The organism is Vandammella animalimorsus, from assembly GCF_002285265.1.
Taxonomy (GTDB): Bacteria; Pseudomonadota; Gammaproteobacteria; order Burkholderiales; family Burkholderiaceae_C; genus Lampropedia.
Genome location: NZ_NSJB01000003.1, coordinates 295,551 through 319,480 on the forward strand (window position 1 = coordinate 295,551; position 23,930 = coordinate 319,480).

General features: G+C 69.4%; 18 protein-coding genes. 10 read left to right on the plus strand and 8 right to left on the minus strand.

Going from position 1 to position 23,930, the window contains the following annotated elements; all coding sequences use genetic code 11:
- Positions 1-157: 157 nt before the first annotated feature.
- The 3 genes from CK625_RS07365 to CK625_RS07375 all read left to right on the plus strand — a co-directional run bounded on the left by CK625_RS07365 (position 158) and on the right by CK625_RS07375 (position 2,617).
- Complete coding sequence (locus tag CK625_RS07365; RefSeq protein ID WP_095539628.1) at positions 158-667, plus strand: TRAP transporter small permease; 510 nt, start codon at positions 158-160, stop codon at positions 665-667.
- Positions 660-1,955, plus strand: a complete 1,296-nt coding sequence (locus tag CK625_RS07370; RefSeq protein WP_095539629.1) for a TRAP transporter large permease — start codon at positions 660-662, stop codon at positions 1,953-1,955. Before CK625_RS07365 ends, CK625_RS07370 begins: the two co-directional genes overlap by 8 nt.
- 74 nt (positions 1,956-2,029) lie before the next feature.
- Positions 2,030-2,617, plus strand: coding sequence for a hypothetical protein (locus CK625_RS07375; RefSeq protein WP_095539630.1), 588 nt, complete (start codon positions 2,030-2,032; stop codon positions 2,615-2,617).
- 159 nt (positions 2,618-2,776) lie between these two features.
- Here the strand turns inward: CK625_RS07375 and icd are convergent, their stop codons facing one another.
- Positions 2,777-4,033, minus strand: coding sequence for an NADP-dependent isocitrate dehydrogenase (icd, locus tag CK625_RS07380; protein WP_095539631.1), 1,257 nt, complete (start codon positions 4,031-4,033; stop codon positions 2,777-2,779).
- 258 nt (positions 4,034-4,291) lie between these two features.
- On the opposite strand from icd, the gene CK625_RS07385 reads away from it, so the two are divergent.
- From CK625_RS07385 to CK625_RS07400, 4 genes are all read left to right on the plus strand, one after another.
- Positions 4,292-5,608, plus strand: a complete 1,317-nt coding sequence (locus tag CK625_RS07385; protein ID WP_172425115.1) for an efflux RND transporter periplasmic adaptor subunit — start codon at positions 4,292-4,294, stop codon at positions 5,606-5,608.
- Positions 5,609-5,614: 6 nt separating this feature from the next.
- Positions 5,615-8,902 (plus strand): efflux RND transporter permease subunit, encoded by a 3,288-nt coding sequence (locus CK625_RS07390; protein ID WP_095539633.1) that lies wholly within the window; start codon positions 5,615-5,617, stop codon positions 8,900-8,902.
- A gap of 143 nt (positions 8,903-9,045) precedes the next feature.
- Entirely contained in the window at positions 9,046-9,753 is a 708-nt protein-coding gene (locus CK625_RS07395) for a protein-L-isoaspartate O-methyltransferase family protein (protein WP_095539634.1), read from the plus strand.
- 43 nt (positions 9,754-9,796) lie between these two features.
- Complete coding sequence (locus CK625_RS07400) at positions 9,797-11,713, plus strand: hypothetical protein (RefSeq protein WP_095539635.1); 1,917 nt, start codon at positions 9,797-9,799, stop codon at positions 11,711-11,713.
- A 102-nt stretch (positions 11,714-11,815) separates the two neighbouring features.
- On the opposite strand, the gene CK625_RS07405 is transcribed toward CK625_RS07400, so the two are convergent.
- Positions 11,816-12,580, minus strand: coding sequence for a hypothetical protein (locus tag CK625_RS07405; protein WP_143326220.1), 765 nt, complete (start codon positions 12,578-12,580; stop codon positions 11,816-11,818).
- Between the two features lie 31 nt (positions 12,581-12,611).
- Positions 12,612-13,397 carry a type III pantothenate kinase gene (locus tag CK625_RS07410; protein ID WP_095539637.1) on the minus strand — a complete coding sequence of 262 codons (786 nt, stop codon included), beginning with the start codon at positions 13,395-13,397 and terminating at the stop codon, positions 12,612-12,614.
- Positions 13,398-13,644: 247 nt separating this feature from the next.
- Here CK625_RS07410 and lysM point away from each other — a divergent pair, with 247 nt between their 5' ends.
- Positions 13,645-14,136 carry a peptidoglycan-binding protein LysM gene (gene lysM, locus CK625_RS07415; protein ID WP_095539718.1) on the plus strand — a complete coding sequence of 164 codons (492 nt, stop codon included), beginning with the start codon at positions 13,645-13,647 and terminating at the stop codon, positions 14,134-14,136.
- A gap of 91 nt (positions 14,137-14,227) precedes the next feature.
- Here lysM and rsmA read toward each other — a convergent pair whose 3' ends face one another.
- From rsmA to CK625_RS07430, 3 genes are all read right to left on the minus strand, one after another.
- Entirely contained in the window at positions 14,228-15,055 is an 828-nt protein-coding gene (gene rsmA, locus CK625_RS07420; RefSeq protein ID WP_095539638.1) for a 16S rRNA (adenine(1518)-N(6)/adenine(1519)-N(6))-dimethyltransferase RsmA, read from the minus strand.
- 46 nt (positions 15,056-15,101) lie between these two features.
- Entirely contained in the window at positions 15,102-16,646 is a 1,545-nt protein-coding gene (locus tag CK625_RS07425; RefSeq protein ID WP_238945554.1) for a peptidylprolyl isomerase, read from the minus strand.
- A gap of 217 nt (positions 16,647-16,863) precedes the next feature.
- Positions 16,864-19,254: an LPS-assembly protein LptD gene (locus CK625_RS07430; protein ID WP_238945555.1), complete on the minus strand. Its 2,391-nt coding sequence runs from the start codon at positions 19,252-19,254 to the stop codon at positions 16,864-16,866.
- Positions 19,255-19,408: 154 nt separating this feature from the next.
- Here CK625_RS07430 and CK625_RS07435 point away from each other — a divergent pair, with 154 nt between their 5' ends.
- Positions 19,409-20,506, plus strand: a complete 1,098-nt coding sequence (locus CK625_RS07435) for an aminoglycoside phosphotransferase family protein (protein WP_095539640.1) — start codon at positions 19,409-19,411, stop codon at positions 20,504-20,506.
- A 12-nt stretch (positions 20,507-20,518) separates the two neighbouring features.
- The gene (locus CK625_RS07440) at positions 20,519-21,337 is read left to right on the plus strand and encodes a 16S rRNA (uracil(1498)-N(3))-methyltransferase (RefSeq protein WP_095539641.1); all 819 of its coding nucleotides are present in this window, start codon (positions 20,519-20,521) and stop codon (positions 21,335-21,337) included.
- Positions 21,338-21,779: 442 nt separating this feature from the next.
- Here the strand turns inward: CK625_RS07440 and CK625_RS07445 are convergent, their stop codons facing one another.
- Together CK625_RS07445 and CK625_RS07450 are read right to left on the minus strand one after the other, a co-directional pair.
- Positions 21,780-23,030, minus strand: a complete 1,251-nt coding sequence (locus CK625_RS07445; protein ID WP_095539642.1) for a phenylacetate--CoA ligase family protein — start codon at positions 23,028-23,030, stop codon at positions 21,780-21,782.
- A gap of 40 nt (positions 23,031-23,070) precedes the next feature.
- Entirely contained in the window at positions 23,071-23,895 is an 825-nt protein-coding gene (locus CK625_RS07450; protein ID WP_095539643.1) for an ABC transporter ATP-binding protein, read from the minus strand.
- Positions 23,896-23,930: the final 35 nt, after the last annotated feature.

The following is a 23,930-nucleotide window of genomic DNA, read 5'->3' on the forward strand; positions in this document are numbered from 1 at the left end:
TGAGAGGGCAATGCCCTTGGCAAAACGCTGCGCCTGATCGCCCGCGTCTGGCCTTGCCCTGCCGCCCGGGTGCGCCCACCAGATGCGCCCAGTCTGCCGGGCGCAGCGTTTTGCCCTCCTCCTCATTTCTTCCCACCCACACCCCCAAGCCAAGGCCATGCGCAAGACACTCGATGCCCTCTACGCCGCCAGCCTGTGGCTGGCTGGCCTGTCCATGATCGGCGTGCTGCTCATGGTGCTGCTGAGCATCGCCAGCCGCCTGCTGGGCTTTTCCGCCGCCGGCAGCGATGCCTATGCCGGCTACGCCATGGCCGGCGCCGGCTTTCTGGCCCTGGCCGGCACGCTCAAAAGCGGCGAGCACATCCGCGTCACGCTGGTGCTGGGCATGCTGCGCGGCCGCGCGCGGCGCGCGCTGGAAATTGCCGCGCTGGCCATCGCCAGCCTGCTCTCGGCCTTTCTGGCCTATTACTCCGCGCGGCTGGTGTGGCAGTCCTACCAGTTCAACGACATCTCCACCGCCAGCGACGCCACGCCGATGTGGATCCCGCAGCTGCTCATGGCCGCGGGCACGCTGGTGCTGAGCATCGCCTTCATCGACGAGCTGCTGCTGGCGCTGCGCGGCCAAAGCCGCCCAGCCAGCCTGCAGGAGGAGCGCCACCATGAGTGAAATCGCCGCCAGCATCACGCTGCTGACCGTGCTGTTTGCGCTGCTGGCCGGCGGCGTCTGGGTCGGGCTCACGCTCGCCGGCGTGGCCTGGTTCGGCATGCAGGTGCTCAGCGGCCGCCCCGCGGGCGACGCCATGGCGCTGACCATCTGGGGCTCATCGAGCAGCTGGACGCTCACCGCCTTGCCGCTGTTCGTCTGGATGGGCGAAATCCTCTACCGCACCAACCTCTCGGAAAACATGTTCCGCGGCCTGGCCCCCTGGGTCGAGCGCCTGCCCGGGCGGCTGCTGCACACCAACGTCATCGGCTGCACCATCTTCGCCTCGGTCTCGGGCTCCTCGGCCGCCACCTGCGCCACCGTCGGCAAGATGAACATCCCCGAGCTGCGCCGCCGTGGCTACCCGGAGATGCAAATCATCGGCTCGCTGGGCGGGCCGGCCACGCTCGGCCTGCTGATCCCGCCCTCGATCATCCTCATCGTCTATGGCGTGGCCGCCGACGTCTCCATCGCCCGGCTGTTCATGGCCGGCGTGCTGCCCGGCCTGCTGCTGGCGGCGCTGTTCTCCGGCTGGATCATGCTCTGGGCGCTGCGCCACCCAGGGCGCGTGCCGCGCGCCGATGGGCCCAGCAGCCTGGCGCACAAGCTGCGCCAATCGCGCCACCTCATCCCCGTGGTGCTGCTCATCCTCAGCGTCATCGCCAGCATCTACAGCGGCATCGCCACCGCCACCGAGGCCGCCGCCGTGGGCGTGCTCGGCGCGCTCATTCTCTCGGCCCTGCAGGGCGCGCTCAATTGGCGCACCTTCCGCGACGCCCTGCTGGGCGCCACGCGGCTGTACTGCATGATCGCGCTGATCCTGGCCGGCGCCTCCTTCATGACCCTGGCCATGGGCTACATCGGCCTGCCGCGCCAGCTGGCCGAGTACGTCGGCGGCCTGGGCCTGTCGCCAGGCATGCTGATCCTCGTGCTGGGCCTGTTCTACATCCTCATCGGCTGCTTTCTGGACGGCATCTCCACCATCGTGCTCACCATGGCCGTGGTGCTGCCCATCATCCAGGCCGCCGGCATCGACCCGCTGTGGTTCGGCATCTTCCTGGTCATCACCGTCGAAACCGCCCAGATCACCCCGCCCGTGGGCTTCAACCTGTTCGTGCTGCAAGGCATGACCGGCAAGCAAATCACCACCATCGGCAAGGCCTGCGCGCCCTACTTCCTGCTGATGGCGCTGGCCCTGACCATCCTCTGGTTCTTCCCGGCCATCGTCACCTGGCTGCCAGGCAGGATGTGAGCGCGCTCTTGACTTGAGCGCGCAAAATCGCAAGCATGCCTCTCATTTGCCTTCCACCTCACTGGGGATCTGAGATGAAAAAAGCATCGCTCGCATTGCTCTTTCTGCTGATTTCCAGCGCCGCGCAGCCTCAGACTGGCGCGCCCAACCACACTCGCTTTTTGACGCTCGAAGAAGCCATGGCCGAAGTGCCATACCACCCCATGGATGACGAGGAAAACATTCGACTTTCCAAGGAAATCTACAAGGACTACGACGCCATCCGGGCTGACCTTGGGGACGATTTCGGCGGGCTGTGGCTGGAATTCAACCCATACGGCAAGGTCTATCCCGTCATCGCAGTCGCCAACGGCAAAGCCATTGATCGAAAGTGGCTCAAGCACGGCGCCGTGGTCGTGCAGGTCGCGCGCAGCGTCAAGCAATTGACTGCGATGCAGGACGTCATCATGGATGCCATGGGCAGCAGCGACCCGCACGACGAGCTGGCCATTTACAGCAGCTACGTCGACGAGAAAAGCAACCGGGTCGCCATCCGCGCGCCGCTGCGGCATCGGGAAAAAATCATGGCGAACATCCAATCCCTGGGGGTCGATGCCTCGGTCATTCTGTTCGAGGAGCAGGCTCACCCCATCACCTTCTACGGCATCGAGCGAGCCGATTGAGCAAGAGCATCGCCCCAGGCCATCACCAACACACTAAACGCTGTGCACCACACGACAAAACCCCCGCCTGGCATGCGCCAGTGCGGGGGTTTTACATGGCCGGGCTGCCCCGGCCGTCACGATCTAGGCCGCCGCGCCAGCTGCGCGCGGCCCTGCCGATCACATGTGATCGATCATCACCTGGCCAAAGCCCGAGCAGCTGACCTGGGTGGCGCCTTCCATCAGGCGGGCGAAGTCGTAGGTGACTTTCTTGCTGGAGATGGCCTTACCCATGGCGCTGATGATGATGTCGGCGGCCTCGGTCCAGCCCATGTGGCGCAGCATCATTTCGGCGCTGAGGATTTCGCTGCCGGGGTTGACGTAGTCCTTGCCGGCGTACTTGGGCGCGGTGCCGTGCGTGGCCTCGAACATGGCCACGGTGTCCGAGAGGTTGGCGCCCGGGGCGATGCCGATGCCGCCGACCTGCGCGGCCAGCGCGTCGGAGATGTAGTCACCGTTGAGGTTGAGCGTGGCGATCACGCTGTACTCGGCCGGGCGCAGCAGGATTTGCTGCAGGAAGGCGTCGGCAATGCTGTCCTTGATGACGATGTCCTTGCCGGTCTTGGGGTTCTTGACCTTCAGCCATGGGCCGCCGTCGATCTCCTCGCCGCCAAACTCCTTCTTGGCCAGGGCATAGCCCCAGTCGCGGAAGCCCCCTTCGGTGAACTTCATGATGTTGCCCTTGTGCACCAGGGTGACGCTGGGCTTGTCGTTGTCGATGGCGTACTGGATGGCCTTGCGCACCAGGCGCTCGGTGCCCTCGCGCGAGACGGGCTTGACGCCGATGCCCGAGGTCTCGGGGAAGCGGATCTTGTTGACGCCAAAGTCGTCCTGCAGGATTTTGATGAGCTTCTTGGCCTTGTCGCTCTCGGCCTCGAACTCGATACCGGCGTAGATGTCTTCGCTGTTCTCACGGAAGATCACCATGTCGGTCTTGTGCGGCTCCTTCACGGGCGAGGGCACGCCGGCAAAGTACTGCACCGGGCGCAGGCAGACGTACAGATCGAGCTGCTGGCGCAGCGCCACGTTCAGGCTGCGGATGCCGCCGCCCACGGGCGTGGTCAGCGGGCCCTTGATGGAGACCACGTAGTCGCGCACGGCCTCCAGGGTTTCGTCGGGCAGCCAGACGTCCGGGCCATAGACCTTGGTGGATTTTTCGCCGGCGTACACCTCCATCCAGTGGATCTTGCGCTTGCCGCCGTAGGCCTTTGCCACGGCTGCGTCCACCACCTTGATCATCACCGGGGTGATGTCCATGCCGGTGCCGTCGCCCTCGATGTAGGGGATGATGGGGTTGTCCGGCACATTCAGCGAGTTGTCGGCATTGACGGTGATTTTCTGGCCCTCGGCAGGCACCTTGATGTGCTGGTAAGTCATGTGTGAACGTCTCCTGTGACCGCGCCCGATGCCGCAGGCCGCGCGCACACGCAAAAACAAAATCAAGCGCGGCGCGGCGGCGGTGGAACGCAAACGATGCGCAAGGGCCATGCCCTGCGCGAACAAAAAAGCGCCCCATTCTAGCGGTAAACCACCCCCCGGCCGGGCGGGCCAGGCTGGGGGGCGATGCTGCGCCTGGGCGCTGCGCTACACTGCCCGCGCCCGGCCGCCTGCGCCGCCCTGCCCCCCATCCATGCCATGAAAAAACCTCTGCTCTGGTTCCTCGCGCTGACCACGCTGGCGCTGCTGGCCTGGGGCGGCACGCGGGCCTGGCAGCGCGAGCAGGCCCGGGCCCAGGCCCTGCAGCAGGAGATGCAGCAGCGCCAGGCGCTGCGCGTGCGCCTGTTGCCCAGCGAGATCACCACCGTGCAGGCCCTGGCGCTGCCGCAGCAGGTGCCCGCCAGCGGCACGCTGCGGCCCGCGCAGCGCCTGAGCATCAAGGCCCAGGCCGGCGGCCGGGTGCAGCAACTGCAGCTGCGCGAGGGCCAGGCGGTGCGCGCCGGGCAGCGGCTGTTCGTCATCGCCGCGCCCGATGCCGCCGCGCGCGTGCAGCAGGCCCAGCAACAGGCGCGCGCCGCGCAGGCGCAGCTGAGCATGGCGCAGCGCACGGCCGACAGCGACCGCGCCCTGGCCGAGCAGGGCTTTGTCTCGCCCACGGCGCGGGCCAGCAGCGCCGCGCAGCTGCAGGCCGCGCGCGCCCAGCACCAGGCGGCGCTGGCGGCAGTCGAGGTGGCGCGCAAAGGCCTGGGCGACACCCAGGCGCACAGCCCCATCGACGGGCTGGTGGCGGCGCGCCACGTGCAACCGGGCGAGGTGGTCGCCCCTGGCCAGACGGTGCTGGAGATCGTCGCCCCGCAGGCCTTTGAGTGGCAGGCCGAGGTGGCCGCCGCCGATGCCCGCCACCTGGCCCCCGGCCAGCGCGCGCAACTGTGGATCGAGGGCAGCGCAGCGCCCTGGCAGGCCGAGCTGGAGCGCATCGGCCCGGCCACGCAGGCCGGCAGCCGCAATGTGGCGGTCTTTCTGCGCCTGCTGCCGCCCGGGGCGGGTGGTGAAGGCACGGGTGAAGGCGCAGGCAAAGCTGCAGGCCAAGCCGCGCCCGACGCGGCCCAAGGCGCTCAGGCGGGCGATGCCGCCCTGCTGCGCGATGGCCTGTTCGCCCACGGCCACATCCACACGGGCGCGCAGCAGGTGCTGGCCGTGCCGCAGACGGCCATCCGCACCGAGCGGCCCCAGCCCTATGTGCTGGTGCTGCAGGGCCAGCGCGTGCAGCTGCGCAGCGTCACGCTCGGCCCGCGCGCGCTGCTGGCCGGCCAGCCCTGGCAGGCCATCGAGGGCGTGGCCGCCGGCACGCCCATCCTCAGCGGCGCGGCCGGCCTGCTGGCCGATGGCACGCCGGTGCAGATCGAGGCCAGCGCCGATGTGGAGGCCGATGTCGAGGCCAATTTCCAGGCCGAGGCCGGGGCCGCTGCCAGCGCCGCTGCGCCCGGCCCCGCCGCCGCGCCGCCCCGGCCGTGACGCGCCATGTGGTTCACGCGCGTCAGCCTGCACAACCCGGTCATGGCCACCATGGTCATGCTGGCCTTCATCGTGCTGGGCGGCTTTTCCTACCAGCGGCTCAAGGTCGATCAGTTCCCCAGCATCGAGTTTCCGGTCGTGGTGGTGGTCACGCGCTACCCCGGCGCCTCGGCCGAGATCGTCGAGAGCGAGGTCACGGAAAAAATCGAGCAGGCCGTCAACACCATTGCCGGCATCAGCCAGCTGAGCTCGCGCAGTTACGACAGCGTCTCGGTGGTCATCGTGCAGTTCGCGCTGAGCATGGACGGGCGGCGCGCCACCGAGGACGTGCGCGAGAAGGTCGCTGGCATGCGCAGCCTGCTGCGCGAGGAGGTCGAGGACCCGGCCGTGCAGCGCTTTGACCCCGAGGACCGACCGATCTGGTCGCTGGCCGTGGTGGCCGATCCGGCAGCGGCCAGCACCGCAGCGGCTGTGCCAGCGGGGGCGAGCGCAGACAGCGCCGCCAGCGCCCATGCCGCGCTGGCGCTGCACGACCCTGTGGCCCTGACCAACTGGGCCGAGCAGGTGCTCAAGCGCCGGCTGGAAAACGTGCGCGGCGTGGGCGCGGTGCAGGTCGTGGGCGGCGTGCAGCGGCGCATCCACATCGAGCTGCAGCCGCAGGCCTTGCGCGCCTGGGGCATCAGCGCGCAGCAGGTGGCCGACGCCCTCGAAGGCGAAAACCTGGACTTGCCACTGGGCAGCCTGCGCTCGCCCGAGCGCGAGCGCCTGGTGCAGCTGCAGGCGCGCGTGGCCTGGCCGGCCGACTTTGGCGAGCTGATCGTCGCGCGCCGTGGCGACGCGCCCGTGTACCTGCGCCAGCTGGCCCAGGTGCGCGACGGCGCCGCCGAGCTCGATTCCCTGGCGCTGTTCAACGGCCAGCGCACGCTGCTGCTGAGCGTGCAAAAGGCCCAGGACGAGAACACCATCGAAGTGGTCGATGGCCTGAACGCCGCCGTGGCCGAGCTGCAGGCGCAGCTGCCCGCCGGGCTGCGCCTGCAGACCGTCAGCGACGATTCGCGCCCCATCCGCGTGGCCGTGGCCAGCGTGCAGCGCACGCTGCTCGAAGGCGCGCTGCTGACGGTGCTGATCGTCTATCTGTTTCTCAACTCCTGGCGCTCGACCATCATCACCGGCCTGACCCTGCCCATCGCGCTGGTGGGCACCTTCATGTTCATGGGCCTGCTGGGCTTTTCCATCAACATGCTCACGCTGATGGCGCTGAGCCTGTGCGTGGGCCTGCTGATCGACGATGCCATCGTGGTGCGCGAGAACATCGTGCGCCACCTACAAATGGGCAAGAGCGCCTACGACGCGGCGCTGCAGGGCACGCAGGAGATTGGCCTGGCGGTGCTGGCCACCACGCTGTGCATCGTGGCCGTGTTCCTGCCCATCGGCTTCATGGGCGGCATCATCGGCAAGTTCTTCCACGAGTTCGGCCTGACCATCGCCGCGGCGGTGCTGATCTCCATGTTCGTGGCCTTCACGCTCGACCCGATGCTCTCATCCGTCTGGCACGACCCGCAGGTCAGCCCCGCGCTGCGCCACAGCCTGCCGCCGCAGCGCCACGGCCCCGTCACCGGCCGCATTGCGCGGCTGTACCAGGCCACGCTGGGGCGGCTGACGCGCTGGTTTGCGCACGTCACCGAAGCGCTCTCGCAGCTCTACCAGGATGCGCTGCGCTGGGCGCTGGGCCACCGCCTGCTGACGCTGGCGCTGGCGGCGCTGGTGTTCGCGCTCAGCCTGTTCATGCTGCGGCTGCTGGGTACCGAGTTCGTGCCCGCCTCGGACTACTCCGAGGCCACCATTCAGTTCCACACCCCGATGGGCTCGTCCATCGAGCACACCCAGGCCAAGGCGCGCCAGGTGGACGCCATCGTGCGCGCCCTGCCCGAGGTGCGCTACACCGTCACCCGCATCAACAGCGGCAACGCGCCGGGCAAGCACCAGGCCAGCATGTACGTGCGGCTGGTCGAGCGCCAGCAGCGCACGCGCAGCGTCAACGACATGGCGCTGGCGCTGCGCCGCCAGCTGGCCGAGGTCGCCGGCATCCGCGTCACGCACGTGGGCCTGCTCGACCCCGTGGGCGGGCAAAAAGAGCTGGAGTTCTCCCTCAAGGGGCCCGATCTGGGTGAGCTCGGCCGCATCACCGCGCAGCTGCAGCGCCAGCTCGAAGGCATCCCCGGCCTGGTCGATCTGGATGCGCGCACCCAGCAGCGCGTGCCCATCGTCAGCGTGCAGGTGCAGCGCCAGGCCGCCTCCGCCCTGGGCCTGCACCTGCAGGACATTGCCGCGCCGCTGCGCGTGCTGCTGGCCGGCCAGAGCGTGGGCAACTGGCGCGCCCCCGACGGCCAGACCTACGACCTGCGCCTGGGCCTGGCGCCCCAGGCGCGCCAGCACCTGCAGGACCTGGCCCAGCTGCCGCTGAACGTGCGCAGCGCCAGCGCCCAAGCCGCCGCCAATGCCGGCGGCCCGCCCCAGGTCGTCACGCTCGGCCAGGTGGCGCAGCTGCACGAGGGCAGCTCGCCCAACGTCATCGACCGCCACAGCATGCAGCGCGAGGTGCGCATCACCGCCAACACCGCGCTGCGCTCGCTGGGCGAGGTCTCCGCCGACGTCGAGCGCGTGCTGCAGTCCACGCCCATGCCGCCGGGCTACGGCTACAGCTTCGGCGGCGCCTCCAAGGACATGGCCGAATCCTTCCAGTACGCGCTGATGGCCCTGGCGCTGGCCGTGGTCTTCATCTACATGGTGCTGGCCAGCCAGTTCCAGAGCTTTTTGCAGCCCATCACGCTGATGATGTCGCTGCCGCTGACGCTCATCGGCGTGGCCGCGGCCCTGCTGGTGTTCGGCTCGCGCATTTCCATGATCTCGGTCATCGGCATCGTCATGCTCATGGGCCTGGTGACCAAGAACGCCATCTTGCTGGTGGACTTCGCCAACCGCGCCCGCCAGCCGCACGACGACGAGGACGGCCAGCGCGTGCCCGGCCTGCCGCGCGATCAGGCCCTGCTCAAGGCCGCGCGCGTGCGCCTGCGCCCCATCCTGATGACCACGCTGGCCATGGTCTTCGGCATGCTGCCGCTGGCCCTGTCCAGCGGCGAAGGCTCCGAGGCCATGGGCCCGCTGGGCCAGTCGGTCATCGGCGGCGTCATCACCTCCTCGGTGCTCACGCTGGTGGTCGTGCCCGTGGTCTACGGCTACCTCGACGATCTGGGCGCCTGGTGCCAGCGCCTGTGGCAGCGCACGCATCTGTAAGAGCCCACGCGGTCGCACCTGATCGCCACAGCGCCGCAGGCCCCGGAGAGCCGGCCAACACGCTCTAAAATGCCGGGCTGTCCAGCGCCAGGCGGCCCGCGCCGCCCCAACGCCGCGCCACCACAGCACGCCCGGAGTACACGATGACCCTGCCCCTGAACCGCCTGCACGAATTCGCCCACCCCGATGAAGCCGCGCGCTTCAACATGATCGAGCAGCAGATCCGCCCCTGGAACGTGGACAACCCCGTGGTGCTGGCCACGCTGGCGCGTATCAAGCGCGAGCATTTCGTGCCCGAGCCCTACCGCGCCCTGGCCTTCATGGACATCAGCGTGCCGCTGCTGCCCGAGGCCCAGGCCCTGGCGCGCCCGGACTGCTGCATGCTGCCGCCCAAGATCGAGGCGCGCATGCTCAACACCCTGGACGTGCAGGCCCACGAGCGCGTGCTGGAGATCGGCGCTGGCTCGGGCTACATGGCCGCGCTGCTGGGCGCGCTGGGCCACGAGGTGGTGACGCTGGAGATCGCGCCGGACATGGCCGAGCTGGCCCGCGCCAATCTGCAGCAGCAGCGCAGCGCCAACGTGCAGGTGCTGCACGCCAATGGCGCGCAAAGCCTGCCCGCCGGCGGCTTCGACGTCATCGTGCTCAGCGGCTCCGTGGCCGAAGTGCCGCAGCAGCTGCTGGGCGCGCTCAACGAAGGCGGCCGCCTGCTGGCCTGCGTGGGCCAGGAGCCGGTGATGCGCATGCAGCTCATCCGCAAGGAGCAAGGCCGCCTGCACAGCAGCACGCCCTGGGACTTCAACCTGCCGCGCCTGCTGGGCTTTGCCGAGCCCAGCGGTTTCGAGTTCTAACGCTCTGACAGCCTGAAGCCGCCCCGGCCGGCATTCATTGCCCATGCGCCCACTTGCCCTGCTGAGCACAGGCCTTGGCGGCGCCTTGCTGCTGAGCGCAGCCGCCCTGCTGGCCTCGGCCCGGCAGGCCCAGCCGCCCCAGACGCTGCTGCTGGCGCCGATGCTGGAGCTGACCGACACCTGCGTGCTGCCGGGCAGCGCCCAGGCCACGGTGCCACACAGCCTGCAAGCGGCCTGCACCGGCGGCGCCGCGCCATCGGCCGCCGCGCTGGTGGCGCAGACCCTGGCCCAATTGCCCCAGCCGCAGCCCGGCACAGCCGCAGGCCAGCGCTACACGCTGGGCTACACGCTGCCCATCCCGCTGCTGCAGCTGTTCGCGCAGGACGCGCAAGGCCAGTGGCGCATCCAGCCCGAGCGCGTGCAGCGCTTCGTGCACACGCTGCGCGACGCGCCGCAGCCGGCCATCCTGTACCTGTTCTCCACCCACTTCAGCGCCCACGCCCCGCTGGAGCAGGCCCTGGCGCAGGACAGCGCCAACCTCGCCCACGCGCAGGACGGGCCGCTGCCTGTCAGCCAATACCTGGGCAGCGCGCTGTACCCCTGGTCGGTGGCGCGCACCGACAACGCGCTGAGCCATTACCGCGCCCAGGCCATCGACGCCGTCGCCCAGGCCCTGTGCGAAGCGGGCGAGCCGGCGCTGCGCAAGCTGCGCGGCATCACCCTGCTGGGCGAGGTGCACCAGCTCTTTCCGGACTTCGAGACCAACCCCGGCTACGCCCAGCCCTACCGCATCAGCGACTACAGCGACGCCTCCGTCGCCCAGTTCCGCCAGTTCCTGCAGCGGCGCTTTGGCAGCCTGCGCGCGCTCAACCGCGCCCTGCACTCGGCCTATACCGACTGGGCGCAGATCGATGCGCCGCGCAGCGATCTGCTGACCCTGCCGCGCGCGCAATGGGCCACGCAATGGCCCGCGCGCCTGCACAGCCACATCGACGCCTACGCCCACGGCCAGCTGCCCGTCAGCGGCTGGGCCTACCTGGCCGACGCGGCTGAGCACGCCCAAAGCCGCATCCTCGTCTATGCCAATGGCCAGCAGCTGGCGCGCCTGCCCATCGCCCAGGGCCGGCAGGACGTACTCGAAGCCCGGCCCGAGTTTGCCGGCCGCGCCGTCGGCTGGCAGACCCAGCTGGACTACCGCCACTGGCCCAGCGGCCCGCAGCGGCTGGACTTCTACCTGCACACCCCCGGCCAGCCGCTGCGCCACTTGGACACGCGCCACATCGAAGTCCACACCCGCCGCGGCCCCCGCCACGACAAAGACAGCGGCACTGGCAAAAGCAGTGGCAGCGAACGCGCACTGCCGCGCAGCATCCCGGCCGCAGCCACCCCGGCCACGCAGTTGCAGGCCTACGTGGATCTGCCCCTGGGCCAGCGCCACTACCTGCACAATCCGCTGGCCGAGCAATGGCACGCCTTTCGCCAGCAACAGGTGGCGCGTTACCTGCGCCATTTCGCTGCGCAGCTGCGCCAGCACCGCTGCCTGGCCGACACGCCGCTGTACCTGCACCAGATCGTGCCGCACACCAACCCCGGCTGGGATCCGCAGAAATTCGCCATCCAGCACAGCCTGCAGGCCCTGCCCGACCTGCAACTGGGCGTGAGTCTGTACGGCGAGCCGGGCATGCGCCGCGACTTCATCGACGGCCTGCTGCTGCAAGGCCATCGCGGCTATGGCATCACCGAGTTCCACCCCCTCAAGCCCATCGACGCCGGGCAAATGCACGAGACGCTGGAGCTGCACCGGCGCAGCGGCGCGGCGTTCTTCTCATTCTTCCTGGAGCCCGTCTGGCAGCAGCGGCCCGTCGAGCGCCGCGCCAACCCGTTCTCGCTCTCGCCGGCCAACCCTTTCAAAGGCTCGGACAGCGCCTTCGAGGCGTTGCGCAGCGTGCTGCAGCAGTGACTTCTGTCCGTTCAACAGCAAAACGCCCCTGCCATGTGCAAGGGCGTTGCTGCAGGGGCGTTGCTTTTACAGATGCGGTCAGGCTCGCGGGCCGCTGAACCCTCAATCCTTCCAGCAAAACTGCTCGTCCACATGCCGGGCCTTGCGCTGGGCCTGGTACTCGGCCCGGCGCTTGGGGTCGGCCAGGTGATCCTGCTCCTGCCTGGCCATGTCACGGATGTCTTGCAGGCCCTGGGCGAAGTTCTGCCGGCGATCGCCGGGCTTCGCGGGCAGCTGCTGCATCCACAGCGCGGCATAGGGGTGCTGCTGCGTCCAGGCGATGCTCTGGCGCAGCAGGCGCTGCTGCTTGTCCAGGTCGCAAAAGGCGTAGCTGTTGATGTAGGGGCCGGCCAGCGACAAGAAGCTGCGCGAGGCGTGGCCGGCTTGCGACAGACTGGGGTGGCTCACATCCAGCACCGCCTCCAGCGTCAGGTAGCGGTTCTTGGCCGCGTAGAACCAGAACACCGCCTCATCGCGCAGACCCACGTCGTACAGGCGAATGGCCAGCACCATCAAGGTCATGGGCGTCAGGCTGCCTGGCTCCTTGGCGATGGCATCGCGGGCGCGCTCGATGTCCTGGCGCGCGCTGGAGGCCAGCAACGCATCCAGCGGCGCAAACACCGCCACGCGCGGGCGACCGCCCTGCTGCGCGGCCGCCTCGTAATAGGGGCTGACGTAGATGTCGATGGTCTTGATGGGCGCGCGCGCTTGAGTCTGGGTCTTGGCCTGGGCCTGGGCTTGAGCCTGGGCCAGCGTGGCCGTGCACAAAGCGCAGGCCGCCAGAGCGGCGGCGGCGCGACGGAGGATGAGGAAGTGCCTGCGGTTCATGGCGGGCATTGTTGCCCTGCCGCCGGGTTTGTCAACCGGCCGCGCCGCGCGCGGCCTCGGCGCGCTGCTGGGCGATGGCCAGCAGGCCGTCGAAGATCAGGCTTTCGACCAGCTCGAAGGGGCGCGTCATGCTGGGCGCCATCTTCCAGCCTGCGCCGCCGGTCATGATGCACAGCGGCTCCTGGCCGGTGCGCTGCTGCAGGTGCTGGATCATGCGCTCGACCGCGCCGGCAATGGCGTAGGTGCCGCCGCTGGTGAGCGCATCGCTGGTGTTGGTCGGGAAGGGGCAGACCTCGCCCGTGGGCACGTGCAGCCCGGCCGTGCCCGATTCCAGCGCGCGCAGCATGATGCCGTGGCCGGGCAGGATCAGGCCGCCGAGAAAGTGGCCGCGCTCGTCAATGGCCTCGACCGTCACGGCCGTGCCGACCATGACCACGATCAGCGGCCTGCACTGGCCGCGCGCCAGCATGCGGTTGCGCGCGCCGATCATGGCCACCCAGCGGTCTGCGCCCAGGCGGCCTGGGTGGTCGTAGCCGTTGACCAGGCCGGCCATTTCGCGGCTGGCGTGCACCCAGGCGGGCTCCACGTCCCAGATTTCCAGCTGCTCCATGACGCGGTAGCGCACCGCATCGCCGGCCACGGCGCAGCCCAGCATCATGCTGGGCGCGGGCAGGCTGGCCCAGTGGTTTTCGGACAGACGGTCCACATGGTCGAGAAACTCCACGCCCTGCGCCAGCAGGCTGGCGCCCCAGCGCGCCTGGCTGTACAGCGCCCATTTGAGCCGGGTGTTGCCGATGTCGATTGCAAGAAAGGGCATGGGGAAAAACACAAACAGGCCAGCGCGGCCCAGGCAGGGCGCAGGCGCACGGGCCAGAAAAAGCCCGCCCAGGTGGCAGGCAGCAGCGGGCGCCGATCATAACCGCGCCCCGCAAACACGGGCCTTAGCAAAAACGCTACACTGCCCCCAGCCCCGCACGCGGCAGTTGCTGCCCGCCGCCCTGGCGGCGGGCTTGGCTTTTGCCCGGTGCGGGCCGTTTCTTTTCGTTATTCAAGGAGTGAACACCATGGGTCTGTTCAAATTCATCAAGGAAGCTGGCGAGAGGCTGTTTGGCGGTCAGGCGGCCAAGGCCGAAACCGCTGACAGCGGCAATGCGGCCCAGGGCACGCTCGACGCCACGGCGGCCAAGGCCATCGAGGCCTACATTGCCTCGCAAAAGCTCAACGTCAGCGATGTGCAGGTGGCGTTCGACAGCGCCTCGGGCAAGGTCACGGTCAAGGGTCAGGCACAGACGCAGCAGGATCTGGAGAAGGTCACGCTGTGCTGCGGCAACGTGGCCCAGGTCACGGAAGTGGACAACCAGATGACGGTGCTCAACCCCGAGCCCGAGGCGCAATACCACGACGTGGTCAAGGGCGATACGCTCTCGGCCATTGCCAAGAAGTACTACGGCGACGCCAACAAGTACCAGCAGATCTTCGAGGCCAACAAGCCCATGCTCAGCCACCCGGACAAGATTTATCCGGGCCAGAAGCTGCGCATCCCCCCTGCGCAGTAAGGCCGCAGCAAGGCACATCGCAGCCACTGCCAGGCTGCTTCAAGTCTTTTGCCTCAAGCCCTGCCAAGGCCTGTGCCTTGGCGGGGCTTTTTCATGTCTGCCCGGCAGCGCCGGGCTGCGGATCGGGCTTCGGATCAGGCCGCTGTTGGGCCAGCTGCGCGGCCAGCGCGGTGTATTCGTGCACGGGGATTTCCTCGGCGCGGCGCTGCAGGTCGAATGGCCCGTCAAAACCGCGCGCCTGCAGCCATTTGCCCAGGGTGTGGCGCACCAGCTTGCGCTTTTGGCTGAAGGCGGTCTTGACCAACTCCTCCAGCAGGGGCTGGGGCACGCGCGCCCAGTCGCTGCGCGGCACCATGCGCACTACGGCGCTGTCGACCTTGGGCGGCGGGTCAAAGGCCGCTGGCGGCACGTCCAGGATGCGCTCCATGGCATAGCGCCATTGCAGCATCACCGAGAGGCGGCCAAAAGCGGAGCTGCCGGGCTGGGCCAGCATGCGGTCGATGACTTCCTTTTGCAGCATGAAGTGCTGGTCCTGCACCACGTCGATGGCGCCCAGCAGGTGAAACAGCAGCGGCGAGGAGATGTTGTAGGGCAGGTTGCCGACCACGCGCAGCCGCGCTGGTTGCTGCGGCGCGCCCAGCTGCTGGGCCAGCGCGGTGAAGTCCACCTGCAGCACGTCGCTGGCCACGACATGCAGGCGCGGATTCAGGCGCAGGCGCGCGACCAGGTCGCGGTCCAGCTCGATGACGCTCAGGCGCGGCAGGCGCTCGAGCAGCGGCGCGGTCAGCGCGGCCATGCCCGGGCCGATCTCGACCACGGTCTGCTGTGGCTGCGGGTCGATGGCCGAGACGATGCGCGCGATGACGGCATCGTCGATCAGAAAGTGCTGGCCAAAGCGCTTGCGGGGGATGTGGCGCATGGCGCGCTCCTGTGGGGCAAAGTGTGGGGCAGGCAGGCCGCGGCGCTCAGTCGCGCACGGGCTCGTCGCGCATTTCGATGAAGGCGCGCGCGCGCAGGACGTCGATCCATTTGACGAAGGCCTCCTGCACTTTTTGCTCGCGCACTTGGCCGCGCACCATTTCGCGCAGCTCGCTTTGGCTGACCTTGCGCTGGCGGCGCTCGAGCAGCTGGATCAGGTGCAGGCCAAAGCGCGAGACCACCGGCTGGCTGATGTCGCCGGGCTGCAGCTCGTCGAGCACGGCCTGGAACTCGGGCACGAACATGCCCGGCCCGGCCCAGCCCAGGTCGCCGCCCTGGGCGGCGCTGCCGTCTTCGGAGTATTCGCGCGCCAGCACGGCAAAGTCCTCGCCGCCTTGCACGACGCGCTGGCGGATTTCCTGCAGCATCTGCCCGGCGCTTTGCGCGCTGCGGCCCGGCGCGGGCTTGATGAGGATGTGGCGCGCGTGGTTTTGCACCACCATGCCCGCGCCGCCGGCCTGGCGTTCGAGCACCTTGAGCAGGTGGTAGCCCGCGCCCGAGCGGATCGGCCCGGCCACGTCACCGATGGCGCGGCCTTCGGTGGCCTGCAGGAACAGCTCCGGGTACTGCGTCACCGGGCGCAGGCCCAGCTCACCGCCGCGGCTGGCCTCGCCCGCGTCGGAGAACTCGCGCGCGACCTCGGCAAAGTCGCGCCCCTGGGCCAGCTCGCTGGCGGCCTGCTCGATGCGCTGCTTGTACTGGGCCTGCTGCGCGGGCGTGGCCTTTTCGGGCACGATCACCAGCACATGGCCAAGGTTGATGGCATCGGGCAGTTGCTGGCCGGCGTCGATGGGGTGCTCGCGCAGGTAGCGGTCCAACTCCTGGTCGCTGACGCGCACGCGCGCCTCGACGGCGCGCTCGCGCACGCGCATGAGCATGATCTGGTTGCGCAGCTGGTTGCGAAACTGCGCCCGGCCAATGCCGGCTGCGGCCAGCTCCTGGTGCATGGCCGCCAGGCTGACGCCGTTTTGCTCGGCCACGTTCTGCTCGGCCTGGTCGAGCGTGTAGTCATCGACCTGCAGCTTGCTCTCCTTGGCCTCCTGCAATTGCAGGCGCTCGGCAATCAGCAGGTTGAGCACTTCCTGGCGCAGCACCGATTCGCTGGGCGCCTGGCCCTGCTGGGCCAGCACGGCGCGCGCGCGCTGCATGCGGTTTTGCAGCTCCACATGGGTGATGGGCTCGGAGTTGACCAGGGCCACGATGAAGTCGGCCTGGCGCTGGCCGCCCGATGCCTGGCCGGCCGAGGAGGCCACGGCGTTGGAGGCGGCATCGCGCAAATCATTGGCAAATGGCGCCGGCCCGCCCTGGCGGCGGTCAGTGCCGCGCCCAGTGCGGCCGGCACGGGCGCTGCCGGCGCTGCCAGTGCTGCCGGCGCTGCTGGCGGAGCTGTCGGCCATGCCGCCCATTTGCAGGCCGGTGCCGCTGGCCCCCGCAGTGCCCGGCATGCGCAGGCCCTGGGCCTGGGCGCTGGGCGGCAGCAGCAGGGCCGCCGCGCTCAGCCAGCACGCAGCAAAGCCCAGCAGCCTGGGCAAAAGGCGCGCCCTGGCGGGGGCAGGATGTGCGCGGCAAGGGGCGGGGCGCGGCAGGGGGCGGGGCTGGTTGGTCATCATCAACAGGCCATGGCAAGGGGGATGGGGGGAAAGACCGGGGCGGCGCATGCGGCGCTGCGCGGTGCGCTCAGCGCCGGCTGGCAGCGGCGGCTGCGGTCGCGGTGGCGGGCAGCGGCAGGCGGTGGCAGCGCGGCCCGGATCACTGGCCGTACTCGCTGAAGCGGCTCGCCGGCGGCAGGTTTTGCGGGCGGATTTCCTGGTAGTAGGGCACGTGATTGCGCAGCGAGTTTAACGGGTTGGAGCCCACGTTGATGCGCGAGATGCCAGCCAGCTCCAGCTGCAGCAGCAGGCGGGTGTTGGCGTTGCGCGCGCTGTTTTGCAGGCGCTCGACGACCACGCGGCCAATCCAGCAGCAGCCGTTGTATTCCACGCCCACCACGGTATCGACGAGCTTTTTGTCGCGCATGCTGTAGTTGAGCCGGCCCACGCTGTACCAGCGCCCGCCCTGGCCGGGCGCATCGCCCCACCAGGCCAGCGGCCATTGCCAGCCCAGCTCGGCGTGCTTGCTGGCATCGGCCTTCATGCGGTAGCCCATGCTCAGCACACGGTAATCGCCGGGCTTGTAGTGGCCGGTGAGCGTGTAGCGCGCCGTGCGGCGCTCGTCCAGGTTGTACTGGATGATGCCGCTGCTGGCCCAGCGCGGCGACCAGTTGATAGCGCCGCCCAGCAGGATGTCGGACCAGCGCGCGGTGTAGGGCGCCACGCCCGGCGCAGTCACGCGCTGGTCTTCAAAACGCAGCCGTTGGGCAATGCTCAACCGCGCCAGCTCGGCGCCATCGCCAGCGCCCAGAAAGCGCGAGCTCAGGCCCAGCGTCAGCACGTTGTCGTCGGCGATGCGGTCGTGGCCGACGAACGAATTGGGCGCATAGATGCTGGCGAAGGTGAAGTCCAGCTCGGCCGTGTCGTACATCGGCAGCATGCTTTGGTCGCGGTAGGGCGTGTAGGTGTAGAAGGCGCGCGGCTCCAGCGTCTGCAGCAGATCGCGCCCCAGCCAGCGCAGCTCGCGCTCGAACACCAGCCCCGCATCCAGGCTGTAGGTGGGCAGAGCCCGGCTGTGGCGACGCAGGCCGCCGCTCAGCGGCGCATCGAAGCGGTACTGGCTGGCGTGCAGCTGCACGGCCGGCGTGATGAAGCCCTGCGGCGCCACCCAGGGCCGGCTCAGGCGCGCCAGCGCGTAGCTGCGCTGGCCATCGGTGAGCTGGGCGGCAAAGTCGCGATCGGCGCGAAAGCGCGTGCTGTCGAACTCCAGGTGCAGATCCAGGCCGTGGCCCAGCGCCCAGGGCTGGTAGCGCAGGTTCAGCTGCGGCAGCATGTCGTAGGGCGGCAAGATGATGGCGTCCGCATCCTGCAGCGTCTGCCACTTGAGCGCGCGCAGCCGCAGCTGCCAATCGCCACGCTGCCAGCGGGCGTTGAGCTCGCTGGGCAGCAGGCGCTCGTTGAGGCCGTAGCCGCTGCGCGGAAAGTCGCGCCAGTAGTCGTTGTCGCTGACGCGGTTGAGCTGCGCGCCCAGCTGGATGTCGCCCAGCGGCGAATGCAGCGTGTGCCGGTGGCGCGCGGCCATGCTCCAGCGCTCGCGATCGCGCAGCCGGTCGCTGGGCATGTAGCGCGCCGCCAGCTCGCCGCTGAAGCTGCGCTCCAGATAGCGAAACTGCCCGCCCAGGTCGATGCCGCGGCGCGCCATCAGCGTCGGGCTCAGCGTGGCATCGCGGTTGGGGGCGATGTTCCAGTAAAAGGGCTGCGTGTACTGCAGGCCCGAGACGCTGTCCAGCCCCAGCGTGGGCGGCAGCAGGCCGCTCTTGCGCCGATCCGACAGCGGAAAGCTCAGGTACGGCACGGGCAGCACCGTCACGCCCATGAACTCCAGCGCCGCGCCCCGCGCCACGCCCACGTCGGCCACGCGGTCCAGCCGCAGCTCGCGCGCGCGGATGCGCCAGGCCGGGCGCCAATCGGGGTCGTACTCGCTGCGCTGGCAGGTGGTGTAGTCGCCCTCGTGCACCACGTAGCGCTCGCGGTCGAGGAAGTCCACGCGCCGCGCCTGGCCGTGGGCCCGGCTCTCGCGCAGCTGGTAGCGCACATCGTCGAAATGGCCCTGGTAGGTCTGCACGTTCAGCTGCAGGGCGCTGCCCTGGTAGCGGCCGCTGTCGGCCTCGATCTGCACCTGGCCGCTGGCCGTGGCCGTCTGGCTGGCCTGGTCGTAGTGCAGCTCATCGGCCTGAATCAGCGCATCGGCGCGCCGCAGCCGGGCATTGCCGCGCACGCGCACCGGCCCGCTCTGGCTGCCTTCGATGGACTGGCCGCTCAAATGCACCGGGCGGCGCGCGGCCTGCTCGGGCGGCACGCCCTCTTGCAACTGCACCGTGCCCTGCAATTGCAGCGGCGCGCGCAGCGGGCCATTCCAATCGCCCGCCCCGGCCGGCTGCGGCGGCGCGGCCTGCGCATGGGCCGCAGAGGCCAGCACCGCGGCAGCGGCAGACAAGGCACCGGCAGCGCCCCGCAGGCGCTGCCGCGCAGGCACGGCGGCGTGTGTCACAAAAATCCCCTGTATCCCGTGCGGGCCGCGGCCCGGCGTTGCAGCGTCAAAAACAAAGGCGCGAATATACCAGCAGGCCCTGCGCGCGCTTGGCACACATCGGCGCGGCATCGGCCGCTGCGGCGCATGCCCAGCCTCCCTACAATCGCCGCCCATGACTTGCACCAGCCCCCCCATCGCCTGGCCCGACCCGGCCCGCCAGGCCCTGTTCGAACAATGGCTGCAGCGCGCCGCCGCCGAGCACCAGTTGCTGCCCGCCAGCCTGCGGCACGCCTCGGCCGATGCCAGCTTCCGGCGCTATCTGCGCGTGCAGGACGCCGCCGGGCGCAGCCGCGTCATCATGGACGCGCCGCCGGACAAGGAGCCGCTGGCGCCCTTTCTGGCCAGCGCCGCGCTGCTGCGCGAGGCCGGCCTGGCCGTGCCCGAGCTGCTGGCCGTGGACGAAGCCGCCGGCTTTTTGCTGATGAACGACCTGGGCCAGCACACCGCCTTGCAGCACCTGGCGCCGGACTACGCCCCCGAGCGCGCCCGGCCGCTGATGCTGCAGGCGCTGGACTGGCTGGTGCAAATGCAAACCCGCGCCCGGCCCGATGCCCTGCCCGCCTACGACGCCGCCGCGCTGCAGCGCGAGCTGCAACTGTTTCCCGACTGGTACATCGCCGCGCACCGCCAGGTGCAGCTCAGCGATGCGCAGCGCCAGCAGCTGCAAGGCGTGTTCGACACCCTGGTGGCGCACAACCTGCAGGCGCCCAGCGTGTTCGTGCACCGCGACTACATGCTGCGCAACCTGATGGTGGCCCCGGCCGAGGCCGGCGCGCCCGCGCGCCTGAGCGGGCTGCTGGACTTTCAGGACGCGCTGCGCGGCCCGCTGACCTACGACCTGGCCAGCCTGCTGCGCGACGCCTTCCACAGCTGGGAGGAAGACTTCGTCATCGACCTGGCCGTGCGCTACTGGGAGCGCGCGCGCCAGGCCGGCCTGCTGGCCGCGCGCCCGGACTGGGCCAGCGACTTTGGCGAGTTCTACCGCGCCGTCGAATGGATGGGCCTGCAGCGCCACCTCAAGGTCGCCGGCATCTTCGCGCGGCTGACGCTGCGCGACGGCAAGCCCCAGTACCTGGCCGACACGCCGCGCTTCATCCACTACATCCGCAGCACCGCCAGCCGCTACCGCGAGCTGCGGCCGCTGCTGCGCCTGGTCGATGCCATCGAGCAAACGCCGCAGACCGAGGCCTTTTCCTTCGGCCGGATGTAAGACAGACCGCCCATGAGCGCCACCGCCCCACGCATCCACGTGCCCGAGCCGCTGACGCCCGGCGCCGAGCTGGCCCTGCCCGCGCGCGCCGTGCGCCACGTGCAGGTGCTGCGCATGCAGCCCGGGCAGACGCTGTGCCTGTTTCCCGGCGCCGATGCGGACAGCCACAGCGAATACCAGGCCACCATCACCGCCATGGGCCGCAGCCACGTGCAGGTGCGCATCGACGGCCAAACCCAGCGCCCGCGTGAGAACGCCCTGGCCCTGCACCTGGCCGTGGGCATGCCCAGCAACGAGCGCATGGACTGGCTGATAGAAAAAGCCACCGAGCTGGGCGTGGCCAGCATCCTGCCGGTGATGACCGAGCGCAGCGTGCTGCGCCTCAAGGGCGAGCGCGCCGACAAAAAGCGCGCCCACTGGCAAGGCATCGCCATTGCCGCCTGCGAGCAATGCGGCCGCAACCGCGTGCCCGCCATTGCCGAGCCCACCACGCTGGCCCAGCTGCTGCGCGACCCTGCCCTGCCCGGCACGCGCCTGCTGCTCAGCCTGGCGCCAGACGCCACGCCGCTGGCGCAATGGCTGGCGCAGCAACAGCTGCTGCCGCCGGCCGCCACCGCCGCCGCGCCGCCCCACACCAGCGGGCCGTGCAGCCTGTGCGTGCTCTCCGGCCCCGAAGGCGGCCTCAGCCCGGCCGAGGAACAACTGGCGCGCCAGCACCAATTCCAGCCCATCGGCCTGGGGCCCCGCACCCTGCGCGCCGACACCGCCCCGCTGACCCTGGCGGCCGTGCTGGCCTGCCTGGGCCAAGGCGCAGCGCCTGCGGCATTCTGAAATGCCGCCCAGAGCCACGCGCGCCAAGGCGCCGCCGGGGCAAGCAGGCAGCCGGCAAGCCATGGGCGCGACAGCGCCCTGACAAGGGCCGAGTCAAGCAATAGAGCGTGTTCTGCTCGAACGTTGACAAATCCAAGACCTGGCCGCTGACTGGCATCGCCATCTCGCAGGTCTCGTCATGCCCGCGAAGGCGGGCATCCAGCGCCACCCTTGCGCACGAGCGGGGATTGGCAAACGGCAGCGCCGTCTGTCAGGGGCGTGACTGGACACCCGCCTTCGCGGGTGTGACGAGAACGAGAGAAGGCGCGCTTGCAGGAAATGTCTTCATCAGAATCGAAACCGCTCTAGCGGCAATGACCACAATGGCCGCAAACCCGAAGGACAGGGCCTCTTGCGACCTGCGCCTGCGCCGCTGCCGGGCGGCGCGGCGGCTGCAGCGCGGTCAGTCGTAGCTGCGCGCGTCCTCGATGACCTTGCCGTCGTTGGGCAGGCTGCCCGGCGGCACCAGTTGCACCTCGCCGCGCAGCTTGGTGACTTCGCGGATGGTCTCGGCGATCTGGCCGGCCAGGCCGCCGGAGGTTTCGCTGGTTTCCACCAGCAGCTGCATCTGGTCGCTGGCCATGGCGCCGCTGACGACCAGGCGCGCCTTCTGCACCTGCGGGTAGCGCCGCGCGATTTCGGCCACCTGGGCCGGGTGCACGAACATGCCGCGCACCTTGGTGGTCTGGTCGGCGCGGCCCATCCAGCCCTTGATGCGGGTGTTGGTGCGGCCGGTGGGGCATTGGCCGGGCAGCACGGCAGAGAGGTCGCCGGTGCCAAAGCGGATCAGCGGGTAGTCCGGGTTCAGCGTGGTGACCACGACCTCGCCCACTTCGCCCTCGGGCACGGGCTCGCCGGTGCCGGGGCGCACGATTTCAACGATCACGCCTTCGTCGAGCACCAGGCCCTCGCGGGCCTCGGTTTCATAGGCGATCAGCCCCAGATCGGCCGTGGCATAGCACTGGTAGCCTTCGATGCCGTGCTGCTGCAACCATTCGCGCAGCGAGGGCGGGAAGGCTTCGCCCGAAACCAGGGCTTTTTTCAGGCTGCCGATGTCCAGCCCCATGGCCTGGGCTTTTTCCACCAGCAGTTTGAGGAAGCTGGGCGTGCCGGCATAGGCGGCCGGGCGCAGCTCGGCAATGGCCTGGGCCTGTTGCTCGGTCTGGCCGGTGCCGGCGGGAAAGACGGTGCAGCCCAGCGCATGGGCGCCGGTCTCCATCATGGAGCCCGCGGGCGTGAAGTGGTAGCTGAAGCTGTTGTGCACCAGCTCGCCGGCCTTCAGCCCGGCTGCGCGCAGCGCGCGCGCCATGCGCCAGTAATCGACCGCCACGCCCTCGGGCTCGTAGATCGGGCCGGGGCTGGCGAACACGCGCCGCATGGCCGGGCCGAAGCCGATGGCGCTGAAGCCGCCGAACAGGTCCTGCGCGCGCTGGGCCTTCTGGCGCTCGAGCAGCTCGTACTTGCGCGTCACCGGCAGCTGGGCCAGGGCCTGGCGGCTGGTGATGGCGCTGGCGTCCACGCCCTGCAGGGTTTGCGCGAAGGCGGCGCTGCGGCGCTGGGCGTTGGCCACCTGGGCGGCCAGGGCCGCCAGCAGGGCCTGCTCGCGCTCTTGCGGGGCGCGGGTTTCCAGGGAGTCCAGGGTGGGGCTGGTCATGCAGTCTCCAATCAAACGAGTCGGTGATGGCGCTGGCGCATCAGGCCAGCCAGCGCTTGCGCCGCTTGTAGCTCTTGATGTCGCGGAAGCTCTTGCGGCCTTCGCCGCCGATGCCCAGGTAGAACTCCTTGACGTCGGCGTTGTTGGCCAGCTCTTGCGCCGGGCCGTCCATGACGATGCGGCCCGATTCCATGATGTAGCCGTAGTCGGCGTACTTCAGGGCCATGTTGGTGTTCTGCTCCGCGAGCAGGAAGGTGACTTTTTCCTTGGTGTTGAGGTCCTTGACGATGTGGAAGACCTCTTCGACGATCTGCGGCGCCAGGCCCATGCTGGGCTCGTCGAGCAGCACGATGGAGGGGTTGGCCATCAGTGCGCGGCCGATGGCGCACATCTGCTGTTCGCCGCCGGAGGTGTAGGCCGCCTGGCTGGTGCGGCGCGTCTTCAGGCGGGGGAAGTAGGTGTAGACCTTCTCCAGGTTGCGCGCGATCTCGGCCTTGTCGGTGCGGGTGTAGCTGCCCGTCATCAGGTTTTCCTCGATGGTCAGGTGGGCAAAGCAGTGCCGCCCTTCCATGACCTGCACCACGCCGCGCTTGACCAGATCGGATGGCGAGAGGTTTTCGATGCGCTCGCCGCGCAGCTCGATGCTGCCCTTGGTGACCTCGCCGCGCTCGGCCTTGAGCAGGTTGGAGATGGCGCGCAGCGTGGTGGTCTTGCCCGCGCCGTTGCCGCCCATCAGGGCGACGATGCTGCTCTCGGGCAGGGCCAGCGACACGCCCTTGAGCACCAGGATCACGTGGTTGTAGATGACCTCGATGCCGTTGACATTGAGCACGATGGGGGCGGTGGTGGATGCGGCGTTGTTCATGTGAGAAAACCTCGTCGTCGAAATGGCCCCGCCGC